17 protein-coding genes are annotated in these 17,223 nt (G+C 54.8%); 16 read left to right on the forward strand and 1 reads right to left on the reverse strand.

The features are described from left to right. The first annotated feature begins 211 nt into the window (after positions 1 to 211). The 4 genes from ETR37_RS08665 (at position 212) to mbcS (ending at position 4,582) form a co-directional block, all read left to right on the forward strand. On the forward strand, positions 212 to 1,357 hold the full coding sequence (locus ETR37_RS08665; RefSeq protein WP_063193860.1) for a cysteine desulfurase family protein: 1,146 nt from the start codon (positions 212 to 214) through the stop codon (positions 1,355 to 1,357). A 1-nt stretch (position 1,358) separates the two neighbouring features. Continuing rightward, a complete protein-coding gene (gene thiI / locus ETR37_RS08670) occupies positions 1,359 to 2,567 on the forward strand; it encodes a tRNA uracil 4-sulfurtransferase ThiI (RefSeq protein ID WP_081212655.1) in 1,209 nt (402 codons plus the stop codon). An 81-nt stretch (positions 2,568 to 2,648) separates the two neighbouring features. Further along, positions 2,649 to 2,852, forward strand: a complete 204-nt coding sequence (locus tag ETR37_RS08675) for an alpha/beta-type small acid-soluble spore protein (RefSeq protein WP_011232268.1) — start codon at positions 2,649 to 2,651, stop codon at positions 2,850 to 2,852. 137 nt (positions 2,853 to 2,989) lie between these two features. Further along, on the forward strand, positions 2,990 to 4,582 hold the full coding sequence (mbcS, locus tag ETR37_RS08680) for an acyl-CoA synthetase MbcS (protein WP_060788019.1): 1,593 nt from the start codon (positions 2,990 to 2,992) through the stop codon (positions 4,580 to 4,582). A gap of 163 nt (positions 4,583 to 4,745) precedes the next feature. Here mbcS and ETR37_RS08685 read toward each other — a convergent pair whose 3' ends face one another. Further along, the gene (locus ETR37_RS08685; RefSeq protein WP_063193152.1) at positions 4,746 to 5,549 is read right to left on the reverse strand and encodes an NAD kinase; all 804 of its coding nucleotides are present in this window, start codon (positions 5,547 to 5,549) and stop codon (positions 4,746 to 4,748) included. A gap of 107 nt (positions 5,550 to 5,656) precedes the next feature. On the opposite strand from ETR37_RS08685, the gene sppA reads away from it, so the two are divergent. From sppA to ETR37_RS08750, 12 genes are all read left to right on the forward strand, one after another. Beyond that, complete coding sequence (sppA, locus tag ETR37_RS08690; RefSeq protein WP_060788017.1) at positions 5,657 to 6,664, forward strand: signal peptide peptidase SppA; 1,008 nt, start codon at positions 5,657 to 5,659, stop codon at positions 6,662 to 6,664. 12 nt (positions 6,665 to 6,676) lie between these two features. Continuing rightward, positions 6,677 to 7,147 carry an RDD family protein gene (locus ETR37_RS08695; RefSeq protein WP_013524344.1) on the forward strand — a complete coding sequence of 157 codons (471 nt, stop codon included), beginning with the start codon at positions 6,677 to 6,679 and terminating at the stop codon, positions 7,145 to 7,147. Between the two features lie 109 nt (positions 7,148 to 7,256). Next, entirely contained in the window at positions 7,257 to 7,946 is a 690-nt protein-coding gene (locus ETR37_RS08700) for a DUF2953 domain-containing protein (RefSeq protein ID WP_129447150.1), read from the forward strand. Between the two features lie 11 nt (positions 7,947 to 7,957). Continuing rightward, the gene (gene ytfJ / locus ETR37_RS08705) at positions 7,958 to 8,422 is read left to right on the forward strand and encodes a GerW family sporulation protein (protein WP_015375629.1); all 465 of its coding nucleotides are present in this window, start codon (positions 7,958 to 7,960) and stop codon (positions 8,420 to 8,422) included. Positions 8,423 to 8,546: 124 nt separating this feature from the next. Next, on the forward strand, positions 8,547 to 9,047 hold the full coding sequence (gene tpx / locus ETR37_RS08710) for a thiol peroxidase (protein WP_015375628.1): 501 nt from the start codon (positions 8,547 to 8,549) through the stop codon (positions 9,045 to 9,047). A 120-nt stretch (positions 9,048 to 9,167) separates the two neighbouring features. After that, a complete protein-coding gene (locus tag ETR37_RS08715) occupies positions 9,168 to 10,157 on the forward strand; it encodes a class I SAM-dependent methyltransferase (protein ID WP_060788015.1) in 990 nt (329 codons plus the stop codon). Between the two features lie 377 nt (positions 10,158 to 10,534). Continuing rightward, the gene (locus ETR37_RS08720) at positions 10,535 to 11,725 is read left to right on the forward strand and encodes an acetate kinase (protein ID WP_060788014.1); all 1,191 of its coding nucleotides are present in this window, start codon (positions 10,535 to 10,537) and stop codon (positions 11,723 to 11,725) included. A 392-nt stretch (positions 11,726 to 12,117) separates the two neighbouring features. Next, positions 12,118 to 12,624, forward strand: coding sequence for a hypothetical protein (locus ETR37_RS08730; RefSeq protein ID WP_015375625.1), 507 nt, complete (start codon positions 12,118 to 12,120; stop codon positions 12,622 to 12,624). Positions 12,625 to 12,848: 224 nt separating this feature from the next. Continuing rightward, positions 12,849 to 13,196 carry an SCP2 sterol-binding domain-containing protein gene (locus tag ETR37_RS08735; protein WP_015375624.1) on the forward strand — a complete coding sequence of 116 codons (348 nt, stop codon included), beginning with the start codon at positions 12,849 to 12,851 and terminating at the stop codon, positions 13,194 to 13,196. Between the two features lie 66 nt (positions 13,197 to 13,262). Next, positions 13,263 to 14,798 carry a class I adenylate-forming enzyme family protein gene (locus tag ETR37_RS08740; protein ID WP_015375623.1) on the forward strand — a complete coding sequence of 512 codons (1,536 nt, stop codon included), beginning with the start codon at positions 13,263 to 13,265 and terminating at the stop codon, positions 14,796 to 14,798. Positions 14,799 to 14,818: 20 nt separating this feature from the next. Then, entirely contained in the window at positions 14,819 to 15,961 is a 1,143-nt protein-coding gene (locus tag ETR37_RS08745) for an acyl-CoA dehydrogenase family protein (RefSeq protein WP_033005181.1), read from the forward strand. After that, positions 15,958 to 17,172, forward strand: a complete 1,215-nt coding sequence (locus ETR37_RS08750) for an acyl-CoA dehydrogenase family protein (protein WP_015375621.1) — start codon at positions 15,958 to 15,960, stop codon at positions 17,170 to 17,172. The genes ETR37_RS08745 and ETR37_RS08750 overlap by 4 nt, the downstream gene beginning before the upstream one ends. The last annotated feature ends 51 nt before the right edge of the window (positions 17,173 to 17,223 follow it).

Raw genomic sequence — 17,223 nt, forward strand, 5'->3', positions numbered from 1 at the left:
GGACGCACGGGGATGGCTTGGCTGACAGCCTGCCGTGGGGCGGGTGTTCCCAAGAATCTCCCACCTCTAAGCGCAGGTGGGAGATTGTTCAATGGGTTTTTGGTGAATAATGTAAATGACGGTGTGTTTTCGTTGCCGATTGGCGCCTGTTTTGGTTAAGATGGACGATGTACAGCGATATTTTGCCGACAATGAGCGGAGGATGGAAGCGATGATTTATCTTGACAACAGTGCGACGACCAAACCATTTCCCGAGGTGGTCGATTCGTTCGTCGCCGTCGCAACGAACTATTTTGCCAATCCGTCGTCGCTCCATGGGCTGGGCATGAAGGCGGAGCGGCTTTTGGCGCAGGCGCGTGAACAAATCGCCGCCATGCTGCGCGTTAAGCCGAATGAAATCGTTTTTACCTCCGGCGGAACGGAGGCGAACAATTTCGCCATCAAAGGGGTCGCCTGGCAATACGAGCGGCGCGGCCGGCATATCATTACGACGAAAATCGAGCATCCGTCTGTCGCTGAACCGTGCCGCCAGCTTGAGGAGCTTGGTTTTGAGGTGACGTACTTGCCGGTCGACCGCGAAGGAAGGGTATCGGTTGAGCAAGTGGAACGAGCGCTGCGCGACGATACGATTCTCGTGTCGGTCATGCACGTCAATAACGAAGTTGGCACGGTGCAGCCAATCGAAGAAATCGGCGCCCTCTTGTCCCGCTATCCGAAAACATTGTTTCACGTCGATCGGGTGCAAGGGATCAGCAAAGTGCCGCTCGACTTGAAGCAAGCCGGTGTTGATTTATGCACGATATCGGCGCATAAATTTCACGGATTGCGCGGCGCCGGCTTGCTTTACGTCCGTGAAGGCGTCCGCTTGGCGCCGTTGATTGCCGGCGGCGGGCAGGAGCGGCAGCTTCGGTCCGGAACGGAGAACGTCGCCGCCATCGTGGCGATGGCAAAGGCGCTTCGCTTGGCCATGGAGCGGTATGAGCGGGACATCGGCCGGCTTCAAGCATTGAAAGACGAGTGGCTTGAAGCGCTCTCGGCGATTCCAGACATCGAGATCAACACGCCGCGCGATGGCGTCGCTCCTCATATCATCAACTTTTCGTTAAAGCGCGGCGTGAAGCCGGAAGTGTTTGTTCATGAACTAGAAAAAAATGGAATATACGTTTCGACGACGTCGGCCTGTTCATCGAAAAAAAAGGCGCCGAGCAAGACGCTTTTGGCCATGGGACTTGGTGAAGACCGAGCCGAGCGCGGCATTCGCATCAGCTTGTCGTTTGACAACAGCCGGGAAGAAATCGCGCCGGCGGTGGCAGCGATCAAGCAGGCGATCAAAACATTAAGCGAGGTAACGGAATAAGATGAGGAACTATGACCGCATTTTGATCCGCTACGGAGAAATGACGACGAAAGGAAAAAATCGGAACATCTTCGTCCGACGTCTTAAAAACAACATTGCCCGCAAACTGCAGGCGTTCGAGCGGATTCAGATTGAATATATGCGTGACCGAATGTACATTTTATTAAACGGCGAGCCGCATGAACCGATCATCGAAAAGCTGAAAACCGTTTTTGGCATTCATTCGTTCAGCCTGGCGATGAAGTGCAAAAACGATTTGGACGCCATTAAGGAAACGGCGCTCGCCGCCGTCCGCCAGCTCCCATACAAAGGAAAAACGTTTAAAGTGAGCGCCCGCCGCGTCGACAAGCAGTTTCCGTATCGAAGCGACGAGCTGAACTACGAGGTGGGGGCGCATATTTTGCGGCATACGGATGGACTTACGGTCAACGTGCGCGAGCCGGATATCGACGTGCGCATTGAAGTGCGCCAAGACGGGACATATGTCACATGCCGCGACATTTTCGGCGCCGGCGGCCTGCCGGTCGGAACGAGCGGCAAGGCGATGCTCATGCTCTCCGGCGGCATCGACAGCCCGGTCGCGGGATATTTGTCCATGAAGCGCGGTTTGGAAATCGAGGCCGTCCACTTTTTCAGCCCGCCGTTTACAAGCGAACGGGCGAAGCAAAAAGTGATTGACCTCGTGCGCAAGTTGACGACATACGGCGGGAGAATCAAGCTTCACATCGTGCCGTTTACGGAAGTGCAGCAAGCCATTTATCAAGGAGTTCCGAACGAGTACTCGCTCATTTCCACTCGGCGGGCGATGCTTCGGATCACCGATGCGTTGCGCCGCCGCCAGCGGGCGTTGGCGATCGTCACGGGCGAAAGCCTCGGCCAAGTCGCGAGCCAGACGCTAGAAAGCATGTACGTGATCAATGAGGTGACAAATACCCCGATTTTGCGCCCGCTTGTTTCGATGGATAAACTTGAAATTATCGAGCTGGCGAAGCAAATCGGCACACATGATATTTCCATTCTTCCGTATGAAGACTGTTGCACCATTTTTACGCCAAGAGCGCCGAAAACGAAGCCGAAAAAAGAAAAAGTGCTCCATTATGAGAGCCAGCTCGACCTCGCTCCGCTTCTGGAAAAGGCAGTCAATGACACAGAAACGCTCGTCATTGATGAAGAAACAGGGCAGGGCGATGAGTTTGCCGAGCTGTTTTGAATCTCAAAATTTACCAAAAAGCATCGCTGCATATCGCCATCTGTTTTCACACATTCTATAGGTACAAGGAGGTGAAAACAGATGGCACGCAACAACAGCAATCAACTGCTCGTTCCGGGTGCGCAACAAGCGCTGGAGCAAATGAAATATGAGATCGCTCAAGAATTTGGCGTGAACTTAGGCGCTGACACGACTTCGCGCGCCAACGGTTCGGTCGGCGGTGAGATCACGAAACGTCTCGTAGCCATGGCGCAGCAACAATTGGGCGGCGCACGCCAATTCTAATTTCATCATGATGGCTTACGCGGCGGGGGCATTCCCCGCCGCTTTCATATGAGAAAAACGGTATTCAAAATAGAACGACTATTTTGTATAATAAAGATGCCGACCAAGGTGAAACAAGACAGAGGGGGAGAGGAACGATGAGGCGGGAAGACTTGATTGCTCCCGAGCGCTACAATTTAACATCGGAAATGGAACGGCATGCGGCCGCCGGCCCGGATCGGATCGCGTTGAAATGGGAGAGCGAGCAAGGCGAAACGAAAGAGATTACATACGGCCGCTTGATGGCGCGCGCCAACCAAATTGGAAACGCTTTCTTATCGCATGGGCTCGAAAAAGGCGATAAAGTGCTCGTCATGATGCCGCGCCTCATTGAAACATACGAAGTGTATATAGGGGCGCTCAAAGCCGGGCTTGTCGTCATCCCAAGCTCGGAGATGCTGCGGACAAAGGATTTGCAATATCGGCTCGTCCATAGCGAAGCGAAGGCGGTTGTCGCTTATGCGCCGTATACGGACGAATTTGCGCCGATTGACGGCATCGAACGTTTGACGAAGTTCGTCATCGGGGAACCCCGGGACGGATGGATTCCGCTTGAAGACGCCATGGCCAAAGAGAGCGAAACGCTTGAGGCGGCGGATACCTCGCGCGATGATATGGCGTTTTTGTCGTACACATCCGGCACGACCGGCAATCCGAAAGGGGTCGTCCATTGCCATGGTTGGGCGTACGCCCACTTGCGCACGGCTGCGAAAAACTGGCTGTGCATTGAAGAAGGCGACCTCGTTTGGGCGACGGCCGGACCGGGATGGCAAAAATGGATTTGGAGCCCGTTTTTATCGGTGCTCGGCTCGGGGGCGACCGGTTTCGTCTACTACGGCCGCTTTGAGCCGGAAAAATATTTGCAGCTATTGGAAAAATACAACATCAATGTGCTGTGCTGCACGCCGACCGAGTATCGTTTGATGGCGAAAGTGCCGGACATCGGCCGCTATCATCTATCTCATTTGCACAGCGCCGTGTCCGCCGGAGAGCCGCTCAACCGCGAAGTGATCGACACGTTTGCCAAGCATTTCGGCGTCGAAGTGCGCGACGGCTACGGCCAGACAGAAAACACGCTGCTTGTCGGCGTCATGAAAGGAATGCCCATCAAGCCGGGTTCGATGGGGAAACCGACGCCAGGCAACCGCGTCGAAATTATCGATGAAAACGGCGAGCCGTGCCCGCCCGGACAAGTCGGCGACATCGCCGTCCATATCGAGACGCCGGCGCTGTTTAAGTATTATTACAAAGATCCGGAGCGGACAGCGATGCAGTTCCGCGGCGACTACTACATTACGGGAGACAAAGCGCGCAAAGACGAAGACGGCTATTTCTGGTTTGAAGGCCGCGGGGATGACATCATCATCAGCGCCGGCTATACGATCGGCCCGTTTGAAGTCGAAGACGCGCTTGTCAAGCACCCAGCCGTAAAAGAGTGCGCCGTCATCGCCAGTCCGGATGAAGTGCGCGGCCATGTTGTCAAAGCGTTTGTCGTGCTGCGCGACGGGGTCGACAAAGACGATCCGTCTCTGATTCCGGCCCTGCAAGAACATGTGAAACAGTTGACGGCGCCGTACAAATACCCGCGTAAAATCGAGTTTGTCGACGATTTGCCGAAAACGGCGTCCGGAAAAATCCGCCGCGTCGAGCTGCGCGAGCGGGAAGCCCGCCTTGCCGGCCGGTCGTCGTAAGCAGAAAGAGCCGGTTGAGCTGGCCGTTGCCAGAAGCGGAGCGATGTCCGCGCGGCGACCAAACAAGAGGGTGTCTCGTTGCGAGACACCCTCTTGCCGCATGCGCGTCGAACGGATTCGCCATTTTAGATCCGGTGTTTTGCCGGGAGAACAGACACACGCTTCACAAAAAGACGCGTTTCACTTTATCCCAGAACGAATTGTCTTTCAAGCGCACCGTTTTGACCACCCGGTCGCTTAAACGAATGTCAATCCGCTCAATATGCTGGATGCTGAGCGCTTCATTGTCGAGGCCGATGATCGGAAAATGGCTTGTTTCTTCCGACATTTTCAGCGTCAACGTCCGCGAGCCGCTCAAAATGAACGGCGAGCCGAGCGTCCGATAGCGGTTGCTGTTGAGCGAGGCGAGTTCGCTCACTTGAAAGCACGGCAAGAGCGGATCGACGACCGCTCCGTGCACCGATTTATTGTAGCCGGTGCTGCCGGTCGGCGTCGAAACGATGATGCCGTCGCCGCGGAACGTCTCGAAATGCAAGTCGTCGATGAAAACGTCGATCGCCATCGTTTTAATGATTTGCGAGCGGATCGAACATTCGTTTAAGCAGAAAAACGAAGCCGCGCCGTCGATCGTCACTTCGATGATTGGGTAGCGCCGCACTTCGAGTTTCCAATTTTTCGCCGCTTCCACCATATGATCGATGTCGTCAATATGGAAATCGCAGTAAAACCCGCGCGCCGGCAAGACGGACACGCCGACGTACAAACGGTCAGGAAGAAATCCCGTCTGCCGCACCGCCTGCAAAAACGCGCCGTCATCCCCGATGCTGACGATGATGTTCGCTTCCCGATAGTCGTCGACGACAACAAACGGACCGCGCTCTGCCAGCTCCATGAGCGGCTTCACCCGTTCGATGAGCTTGTCGTCGCGCTTATAAAAAAAATAAAGACGGTTGCGTTCCATATCCATGTTTTGCCCTCCTGCTGGCATCATCTAATCAATCGATGTACAATGAATATTGTACCACGTTTGCCAGGATTCTAAAAATATGGGCAGCCGATGCAGGGGGGAAGACGATGAATCGAAAACGATGGACCGCGTTGGCCATCGCCGCCGCCTTGTTTGTGATCTCGGTGCTTGTTCAAGCGGTTGGCGTTCTTTTGTCCGACAAGGCCGGCGGCTGGTCGGAAAGCTGGCTGGCGCTCATGGAGTCGCCATTTAGCGAAGAAGTCATCGCCGAGGGCGACCCGTTGAAAAAAATCGCTGTGTTGGAAGTGAACGGAGTTATTCAAGATGCGGGGGAAGCGGAGTCGTTTCTTTCCTCATCACAGTACAACCACCAAACGTTTTTGCAAATGATCAAACAGGCGAAAGAGGATCAAAACGTCAAAGCGATCATCTTGCACATCAATTCGCCGGGCGGCGGTGTCGCGGAAAGCGCGGAAATTTACGATCAGCTGATGAAGCTGAAAAAGAAGACGAACAAGCCGATTTACGTATCGATGGGGGCCATGGCCGCCTCGGGCGGTTACTATATCGCGGCGGCCGGCGATAAAATTTTCGCCAGCCCGGAGACGATCACCGGCTCCATCGGCGTCATCATGCAAAGCGTCAACTATGAAGGGCTGGCAAAGAAGTACGGCGTGGAGCTTGTCACGATCAAAAGCGGGCCGTACAAAGACATCATGAATCCGGCGCGCAAAATGACCGAAGCGGAACGGGAGATTTTGCAGCAGCTGATCAATGATTCGTATGATGCGTTTGTTGATGTGGTAGCCAAAGGGAGAAAGCTGCCGGAAGACACGGTGCGCAAGCTGGCGGACGGCCGCATTTATGACGGGCGACAGGCGAAGGCGCTCCGCCTTGTCGACGAGTTCGGCTACTTGGATGACGCGATCGCTGCGCTCAAAAAAGAGCATCATTTAACCGGCGCTCAAGTCGTAAAATACGTGAACGATGCGCCGTGGAGCTCTCTCTTTGAGATGGTGTCGAACCGGATGAAGCCGGACAGCGAGGCGGCCGGGCTCATCCGCCTGTTGTCGCGCCCATCCTCGCCGCGGCTTATGTATTTATACGCCGAATAAAGGAGTGGAAACATGACGGACATGCAAATAACGGCGACGCTGGCGGATCATCTCCCGCCGGCAGAGCGCCCCCTCTGCTACGGCGGCTTTTGGCTTCGTTTTTGGGCGTATTGCCTTGATGTCATTGTTGTCTCGAGCCTCAACCGGCTCATCGTTTGGCCGCTTTTTCGCCTGTTCGATTGGCCGCTTGCGCAGGACGGTTTGTTCGCGCCAGCGGCGGTCGCGGCCGCCGTCGTCTTTTACGCCTATTTCGTGTTGATGACGAAAGCGTTTGGGCAGACGCTTGGCAAAATGGTGTTCGGCTTAAAAGTGGTCGATGAGCGCGGCGAGCCGCTCACCTGGCTGACCGTGTTGTTTCGCGAAGTCGTCGGCAAATTCATCGCGAAAAAATTGCTGTTCATCGGTTTTTTGTTTGTTGCGTTTTCCGAAAAGAAAAAAGGGATGCATGACCAGTTCGCGGATACGATCGTCGTCCGCGAGTAACAATCCGCCTGCATCAAGAACAGACCGTCAACCAATGTCCGCCTGCCGAAACGGCAGGTTTATTTTTTTTCTAGATGGCGACAATGGATGATGAAAGGGAGGGCGGACATTGAAAGCAGTCATCGCGGTCATCGCAACGGTTGTTCTTTTGCTTCTTCTCGTCGCCTGGATGAAAGTATCGGTGACGGTCGTGTTTCGCCATATGAAAGACGACGATGAATGCAAAATCGTGGTGCGCACGCTGTTTGGCCTCCTCCGCTATACCGTCCGCATTCCGCTCATCAAAGTAGAAATGGATTCGGATGCGCCGGGGGTGGCGTTTCTCCATAAAAAAGGAGTGGAGGGAACGCGCGGGAAGGAGGAAAAGAAAGGGAAATTGACCCTAAAAAAAATCGCCGACCTGTTTCGGCAGCTGAAACGGTTTCTCGAGCAAGTCGTCGACTTGCATGAAATTATGAAACAATTTTACCGCCACGTGACGATTACGAAATGGGAGTGGAAAACGAGAATCGGCACCGGCGACGCCGCGTCAACGGGCTTGCTCGTGGGGCTTGGCTGGTCGCTGAAATACATGATCATCGGTGCTGCGAGCCGCTATATGAACATGAAAACAACTCCGGCTGTCGCCATCGTTCCGGCCTACGATCGGGCCGCTTCAGAAACGGTGTTTTTATGTATGATTCAGTTTCGAATCGGGCATGCTATGGTAGCAGGATTGCGAGTGGTCAAACATTGGCGCGGACAGCGGCCGCCAAAGCGGGACCCATTGGCGGCCAAGCAGGCAAATGAAGGCTACTAGGAGGAATGACGATGACGAACCATCCGATTCAAGGGCTGATGACAACAGCGATGGAAAACTTAAAACAAATGATCGACGTCAATACCATTATCGGCGACCCGGTGGAGACGCCTGACGGGAGTGTCATTTTGACCGTCTCGAAAGTCGGGTTTGGCTTTGCCGCCGGCGGCAGCGAGTTTATGCTTGACGGCCAGCAAAACGGCCACCAAGGGGCGCAAGCCGGCGGGAACGGGCAGGCCCAAGGGAACGGACATCCGTTTGGCGGCGGCAGCGGCGGCGGCGTCTCGATTACGCCGATTGCGTTTCTCGTCGTCAACTCGTCCGGGGTGAAGCTGCTCCATTTGGATGAAAGCACGCACTTATACGAAAAAATTCTCGATGTCGCGCCGCAGGCGTTTGAGAAGATTCAGGCGATGCTGAAGAAAAACAAGAAAGACGGCGCCGCAGGCCAAAAAGCAGACGACTTTGACATTTAGCCGGACCGTTGGCGTCCGGCCTTTTGTTTGTCCGCTGTCATGAACGGACAAAATCGTTGAAAAATTCCGTTCCGCGTTTTAGTATGGAAGTAGTACATATTTTTTCTAAAGGGGGAGAGAACCCATGGCCTATGTGACGTTTAAAGGGCAGCCGGTGACGCTTGTCGGCAACGAAGTGAAAGTCGGCGACAAAGCGCCGGATTTCACCGTGCTTGATCAAAACTTGCAGGAAGTGACGCTCGCGGATACGAAAGGACACGTCCGCCTGATCAGCGTTGTTCCGTCGCTCGACACCGGGGTTTGCGACGCGCAAACGCGCCGGTTTAACGAGGAAGCGGCAAAGCTCGACAATGTGAAAGTGTTGACGATCAGCGTCGATTTGCCGTTTGCGCAAAAGCGGTGGTGCGGCGCCGCCGGCATTGAGAACGTTCAAGTGTTGTCCGACCATCGCGATGTTTCGTTCGGACAAGCATACGGCGTCTTGATCAAAGAACTGCGCCTGCTTGCCCGCGCCGTGTTTGTCATCGACAGCCATGACACAGTGACGTATGTCGAATACGTGCCGGAAGTGACGAACCATCCGAACTACGAAGCGGCGATTGAAGCGGCGAAAGCGGCGAAATAATGAAAAGGCCCCGACCCGTTCGGGGCCTTTTCCGTTCCTATCGGCGCTTTTCTTGCGGCGCGAGGCGGACGGCCGTACAATATACAGAAGGGACGTTGGCAGAAAGGTGGGGACGTACAGATGATGACGCCAGTCGAACGGTTGTTCACGGTATTCGATGAAACGGCCCAACTTTTGCAAGAAGAATTGCAATGCACGTATTTAGAAGCCGTCGCGGAGACGGGGGAGAATTTGTTCCACGGCGACGTGCTGCAAGATGAGGTGAGCGAGCTGAACGCGAAACGGCTGAAAAAGCAGTATCGCGAACTGATGCTGGAACGGTTTCAAAACGAAGAAATCCGCAAGGCGTTTCAGCTTGCGGTGTTAAAAGGGATGCGCAAGCATGTTCAGCCGCACCACCAAATGACTCCGGATGCGGTCAGTTTGTTTTTGGCGTATTTGGTCCGCGAGTTTACGCGCTCGCATTTGGCGCTTAAGATCCTCGACCCGGCCGTCGGCACGGCGAATTTATTGACGGCGGTGTTAAACGGCCTTCGGGGAAAACAGGCGGCGAGCTACGGCAGCGATGTCGATGATCTGCTTGTCAAATTGGCGTACGTCAACGCGAACTTGCAAAAGCATCCGGTGCAGCTGTTTAACCAAGACAGCCTAAGGCCGCTGTTTGTTGAGCCGGTTGACGTCGTTGTCTGCGATCTGCCGGTCGGCTATTACCCGGATGACGACAATGCCGCCCGCTTCGCCTTAAAAGCGAAGGAAGGCCGGTCGTATGCCCATCATTTGTTCATCGAGCAAAGCTTGCGTTATACGAAAGAGGGCGGCTACTTGTTTTTCCTCATCCCGAATACGTTGTTCTCAAGCCCGCAGGCGGGGCAGCTGAACGAATTTTTAAAAGAGGCGGCCATTGTCCAAGGAGTCTTGCAGCTGCCGCTGTCGATGTTTCAAAACGATCAGGCGGCAAAAAGCGTGTTGATTTTGCAAAAGAAAGGGCCGAACGTCAAAAAGCCAAAACACGTGCTGCTTGTCGAGCTGCCGCGGTTTTCCAACAAATCGGCGATGCAGGCGATGATGGCGAAAATCGACGCCTGGATCACCGAGGAAAAAGAACGTTGAAGAAAGGGTGTCCCAAACGCAGCGGGACGCCCTTTTTGATCACCGTATAGGCCGTCAAGCCCCTTCACAAAACGAGAGGTTGCATCTTCCTCCCCTTGCGCTCACGCGTGGAAGTGGGGTCTTCTCGGCTCAAGATGATAAATGCTGCTCTTTTCTTCATCGAAGAATCGCTGTTTTTCACCGACCTTTTCGGTCAGCTCCGTTTTCATTTTTCACAACATAAAAACTTTTTCTTGCAACCGGTTGCGAAACAAAGCCGCGCTTGAAACGCGAAAACGGGAGGCATACAATGAAAAAGGCATAGTGAAACGGCGCCCAATCGCGCACACTAACGGTAAGCGCGAGCGGATTTTGGCAAAAAAGGAGCTGTGTTTTCGATGGCGAAAGTGCTAGCCGTTAATGCGGGAAGTTCCTCGTTGAAATTCCAGCTGTTTGAGATGCCGGCAGAAACGGTGTTGACCAAAGGGGTCGTCGAACGGATTGGCTTTGACGACGCGATTTTCACCATTGTCGTAAACGGTGAAAAACATCAAGAAGTGACGGCGATTCCGGATCATGCCGCGGCCGTTAAAATGCTGCTTGATAAGCTCATTCGCTACGGCATTATCCGTTCGTTTGACGAAATTGACGGCATCGGGCACCGCGTCGTCCACGGCGGGGAGAAGTTCAGTGATTCGGTGCTCATCACCGAGGACGTCATCAAGCAAATTGAAGAAGTGTCCGAGCTCGCTCCGCTCCATAACCCGGCCAACCTCGTCGGCATTCGGGCGTTTCAGGAAGTGCTGCCGGACGTGCCGGCCGTGGCGGTGTTTGACACGGCGTTCCACCAGACGATGCCGGAACAGTCGTTTTTATACAGCTTGCCATATGAGTATTACACGAAATTCGGCATCCGCAAGTACGGATTCCACGGCACGTCGCACAAATACGTCACCCAGCGGGCGGCGGAGCTTCTCGGCCGGCCGATCGAACAGCTGCGCCTCATCTCGTGCCATTTAGGCAACGGGGCGAGCATCGCGGCGGTTGAAGGCGGCAAGTCGATCGACACGTCCATGGGCTTTACGCCATTAGCCGGCGTGGCGATGGGAACGCGCTCCGGCAACATCGACCCGGCGCTCATCCCGTACATTATGGAAAAAACGGGAATGACGGCCGATGAAGTGATTGACGTGCTGAACAAAAAGAGCGGCATGCTCGGCATATCCGGCATCTCGAGCGATTTGCGCGACTTGGAAAAAGCGGCCGCCGAAGGAAATGAGCGCGCAGAACTGGCACTTGAAGTGTTTGCGAACCGCATTCATAAGTACATCGGCTCATATGCGGCGCGCATGTGCGGGGTCGATGCCATCATCTTCACCGCCGGCATCGGCGAAAACAGCGAAGTCGTGCGGGCGAAAGTGTTGCGCGGCCTCGAGTTCATGGGGGTGTACTGGGATCCCATCCTAAACAAAGTGCGCGGCAAAGAAGCGTTCATCAGCTATCCGCACTCGCCGGTCAAAGTGCTCGTCATCCCGACGAATGAAGAGGTCATGATCGCCCGCGACGTCATGCGGCTGGCGAATTTGTAGGGGTTGACGAGATTTACAAACAAAAACGTAATTTGTAACTAGCAAAAACATGCTAAAGCAACCTTTTTCATATTCGATTACGAATGTGGGAGGAGGTTGCTTTTTTCTTTGTCGATAAAAAAACGAGCATGCGTTAACAAAAAGAGAGTTTACACCATTAATGATGCGCTGAAGATTGTCCTAAAAAGAATCGTTGCAGCCATGTTGGCCAAAACAGCTGCCTCAAACAAACGGGGCGGCTATTTTTTTGTTTCATCGCTTATACGCTTTGTTGAGTGTTCATGGGTTCCCTTCGTTTTGCCTGTTTCCTCCCGGCAATTGTCGGAATTGCTGGAGGGAGTCGTTTCGCGCCAAAATGAGAGTGCACACTCGATTGAAGGGAGTGAACGGATATGGCATTGTTTCGTGATGATGCTCATGTGTATCGGGTGATCGGCGAGTTTATGCAAATTCCGTCGCGCCCAAGGACGGAAATGGAGCTGCGCAGCTGGTGGGGACAGCATCCAGCGTATCAGGAATACGGCAACGAGGTGGAGCAAATCAATCGGATTGGAGAACAAATCCGCCGTTCCCGCGCCGCGTTCGTCTTTTATTTGACCGATCCGGAGGCGGTCATCAGCATCGATGCGAGGCGGCCGGAAACCGGTGAAAACTACGCCATTTATTTCGGGCAGGCAATCGATGCGCCTGATGTTGCCATCAAGACGACCGGCGATATCGCCCACCAATTTTGGGGCGGCAACATCAACGTTCCATTGGCGCTCATGACCGGAAAAATGAAGGCAAAAGGATCGAAAGCGAAGGCGCTGCAGCTTCTGCCGCGCATCGTGCCGGCGTTTCCGCTTTATCGGCGCTATTTGGAGCTGATCGGTGAGGATGGACTTCTTCATGCCTTGTGAGCTCGGCGCTGACAGGAAGGTGATGCCCCAAACGTCATTTAGATGTTTGGTTTGATGGAAATTTTTTGTAGCCCGCTTTCATGGCCGGACAAATGTCGGGTGAAAACGCAAAAGCAAAAGGAAAAATCCGAGCATCATCGGGATGGATGAATGATTGAAAGCGGTTTATAGTAAAAGTGGGCCAAAAAATTTCTGATAGTTCAAAATATTAAGGAGGTACTGATATGCCCAGTGTGAAAGAAGTGTTTCAGATGATCGATCAACAATTGAAAGAAGACATTTCACGAGCGGAAGGAATTGTCGCCGTGTATCAATTCAATTTGAGCGGCGATGAAGCCGGCGTCTACCAAGTCGTGCTCCGGCCGGATGCAGGATTTGTCATTGAAGGGGAGCAAGAGCCTTCTGATTGCACGTTAAGCATGGACAGTGAAGATTTTAAAAAAATGGCGGAAGGGGAATTGAACGGAACGGAGGCGTTTATGAGCGGGCGGCTTCGCATTGACGGAGATATGGGGCTGGCGCTTCGCCTTCAAGAAGTGCTCGCCGCATACAACAGTGCAAAGCAGGCTTAACGGAGGAAAAGAGGGCGGTCGACAAATCGGCTGTCCTCTGACAAACCGATAGGGGAGAAGCGGACGATGCGTTTGACGGATATTTGGAAACGAAACATAGAGGAATATGGACCGTATCCGTTGCTGGTATTCGAAGGAAAAGAATATACGAACATTGAATGCGATACCCGTTCGTCTCAGCTGGCTCATGCATTGATTGAACTTGGGGTCAAGCCGGGCGACCGCGTTGTTGTAACGATGCCGAACAGCCCGGAAGTCATCATCGCCTTTAGCGGCGTCTTGAAAGCAGGAGCGGTTGTCGTGCCGGTGTTGCCGCTGTTGCAGACGCAGGAGCTCCATTACATTTTTAAAGACTGCCAACCGAAAGTGGTGCTGACGGCGGAAATGCTGTGGGCGAAAGCGAAAGAGGCCGCCAATGGCTTGCCGGCGCCTCCGATGATCGTCACGCTGGACGCTCCGGATTCTCCTCACTCTTTGCGAACGAGAATGGAACAAGCTCCTGCCAGCCTGACGACGTCGGAAGTCAATGAAAACGATCCTGCGGCTTTGCTTTACACGTCGGGAACGACCGGCCAGCCGAAAGGGGTTGTGTTGACGCACCGCAATTTGTCCACGAATGCGGAAGCGGCCGCTGAGATGGCGAAGCGGCTGCCGACCGAATTTGCACGCGTCGGCCTTGGGGTATTGCCCATCTCCCATGCGTTCGGATTTACGATGATGAACGTCGCGCTCCTTTTGGGGGATCAAGTCGTCCTTCTGCCGTATTTTGAGCCGAAAAAAGCGCTCGAAGCGATCGAGCGGCATCGGGTGACGCATACGGCGATGGTGCCGGCGATGTTTCATGCTTTATGCCATTATGCCGAGGCCGACCGGTACGACACTTCCAGCTTGGTGGCTTGCATATCCGGTTCTGCGGCGCTGCCGCCCGAACTTGCTGAGCAGTTTCAGCGCAAGTTCAACTGTCTTATTTTGGAGGGATACGGTCTGTCCGAGGCGGCGCCGATTGTGACGGCGACGGATCCGACGAAACCGATCAAGCTTGGATCAGTCGGCTTGCCGCTTCCCGGGGTTCGGGTGGCGGTCGTCGATGAATACGGAAATCCCCTGCCGCCAAACGAAGTCGGAGAACTGATTGTGTCGGGTCCAAACGTTTTTCAAGGCTACTATGGAAAAGACGAGGAGACCCGCCAGGCGCTGCGCGACGGCTGGTTGTATACCGGCGATATGGCGCGCATCGATGAGGACGGGTATGTGTTTATCGTCGATCGGAAAAAAGATGTCATCATTCGCGGTGGATTCAATATTTACCCGCGCGATATCGAGGAGCTGCTGATGTCCCATCCGGACGTGCTGGAAGCCGGCGTCGTCGGCGTCCCTTCACCGAAAATGGGCGAAGAAGTCGCCGCGTATGTCGTCGTTCGGCGCGGGGCCCAAGTGACGGAAGCGGAGCTGATCGAGTTTTGCCAAAAGCGGTTGGCGAAATACAAAACCCCGCGCTTTTTGAAAAAGGTCGGCTATTTGCCGAAAACGATGATCGGCAAAATCGACAAAAAGAAGCTGCGCGAATGGGCGAGCGAGTTCATTCCCGCTGTTCAATCGTAATGGAAAAGGAGAGGGGCAAGGTGATATCCTTTCAACCGTCGAAAGAAGAACAGGCGTTTTTTCAAGTTGCCCGCAGCCTAGCCGTTGAGAAAATTCGGCCGGTCGCAAGAGAGTGTGAAAAACATCGAACGGTTTCAGTTGATGTGAGCGAACGGGTGGATGAGCTCGGCTTGTCAACGCTCGAGCTTCCGGAATCGTGGGGAGGCTTGGAACTGCCGCTTCTGTCGCAATCGATCATCTGGCAAGCGCTCAGCTATGGCGATTTAGGCGTCATTCAAGGGCTTCCGGGGGCCGGGGAGGCGTCTTCCCTCTTTCGTCTGTCTCCCGAGCACCGCGTGTGGCACCGGTACCGGGAGATGGCGAAAGGCGGATGGCCGACTGTCGCCTGGATCGACGAAGCGGAACAAAAAGAACCGCTGAAGGAAGCGATTCGCGTGCGCCGGCGCGGCAGCGGATATATTGTGGACGGGGTGTCGTCTCCAGTCCGCTTGGCGTCGAAAGCCGACTGGGCGGTCATCGCCGCTAGGGACGAAGAAGAGGAAACGGTATTGCTCGCCTTTGATGAGCGAGTATGGGAGATCGAAGAAGGAGACATCAGGCTTGGGCTGCTGGCTGCCGGCATCGCTCGCCTTCGATTCGCAGAAGTGTACGCCGGTCCGGAACAACTCGTGGCCCGCGGCCCGGAAGCGGATGCATTGCTCAACCGCATGCGCGCCCGAAACCAAGTCATCGAAGCGGCGAAGGAAGTCGGCTTGATGGAGGCGGCGCTTGATTACACCATTGAATACACTGCGGGAAGAAAGGCGTTCGGACAGGAGATCGCCAAGTTCCAAGGGGTGTCATTTACGATCGCCGAAATGGCGTTCGAATGCCGCGGGGCGAAACTGCTTGTATGGCAAGCGGCCGCTGCAGTTGACCGAGGGGATGAACAGGCGGGCGGCTACGCCTGGAGCGCGTTGTCGCGAGCTCATCGTTCCCTGCGCTATGTCACCGATCAGGCCGTGCAAATGCTCGGCGGGCACGGGTACGTGCAAGAATACCCGGCTGAAAAATGGATGCGCGACGCCCAGGCGCAAGTGATGCTGTACGGCCGGGAAACGGATTGGCTCATCCGCCGCGGCGAACAGCTGCTGGGCAAACGGAAAGAGAGGGTGGCGCCATGATTTCCTTTGAATTCTCACCGCAGCAAAAACAAATCAAAGAACTCGTCCATTGGTTTGCTAAACATGAAGTGCGCCCGATCGCGCTGGAGGCCGACCGGCTCGGGCGGGTGCCGGACGAATGGCTGCAAAAAGTCAACAAAATGGGCATCCAGCTGAATGCGTCTTCGTTTGGCGGAGGGCGTGCTTCGGCTGATTCGGAAAAGAAAAAGGAGAAAAAAGAGCGCGAAGGCAACCGCGTGGCCGTCATCGCCGCTGAGGAGCTCGCGTGGGGATGCCCAGGCATCGCCCTTTCCCTTCCCGGCCCTGGCTTAGGCGGTCCGCCGATTCAATCGAGCGGCACGCCCGAGCAAAAGCAGCGGTTTTTGTCCATTTTCACGAAGGAGGAGCCGCGCTGGGGAGCTTACGCCTTGACGGAACCGGAAGCCGGCTCGGACGCGTCCGGCATCCGCACGACGGCGAAAAAAGTGGACGGCGGCTATCTCTTAAACGGGCAAAAAATTTTCATCACCAACGGCGCCCGCGCTTCTTGGGTCGTCGTGTTCGCCACGGTTGATCCGAAGTTGGGCCGCGCCGGGCACCGGGCGTTTGTCGTCGAAAAAGGGACGCCGGGATTTGTCGCGACCCGCACCGTCCATAAGATGGGTTTGCGCGCCAATGAAACGGCGGAGCTCTTGTTTGAAGACTGCTTTGTTCCTGATGAAAATTTGCTTGGCGGTGAAGAGCTGTACAGCGCAAACGAAAATCGCCCGTCCGGCTTCCAAGTGGCGATGAAAACGTTTGACAGCACGAGGCCGATCGTCGCGGCCATGGCCGTCGGCATCGCCCGCGCCGCCTATGAATATACGCTTGACATCGTTCGCAGCGAGTACCCGAAACAAGGACGGTTGTACTATGAAGCAGCCGCCCTGCTTGCCGAGGCGGAGCAAGAGATTGACGTTGCTCGCCTGTTGACGTGGGAAGCGGCGTGGAAAGCCGACATTGGCGAGCCGAATGCGATGGAAGCGGCTATCTGCAAGGCAGTGGCCGGGAAAATGGCGCTTCATGTATGCGCTATGTGCCTTGAACTGCTCGGGCCCGTCGGCCTTGACGGACATTTGGTCGAGAAATTGTACCGCGATGTGAAAGTGTTCGATATTTTCGAAGGCACGCAACAAATCCAACGCCTTGTCACCGCAAGGCGGTTGTATGCGCCATACGGGGTGCACGTATAGAAGAGCGAGGCGGCGACCCAAACATCTCCGCTCGCGGTGGAGAGCGATGAT

The organism is Geobacillus sp. PK12 (genome assembly GCF_004123125.1).
GTDB classification, from domain to species: domain Bacteria; phylum Bacillota; class Bacilli; order Bacillales; family Anoxybacillaceae; genus Geobacillus; species Geobacillus zalihae.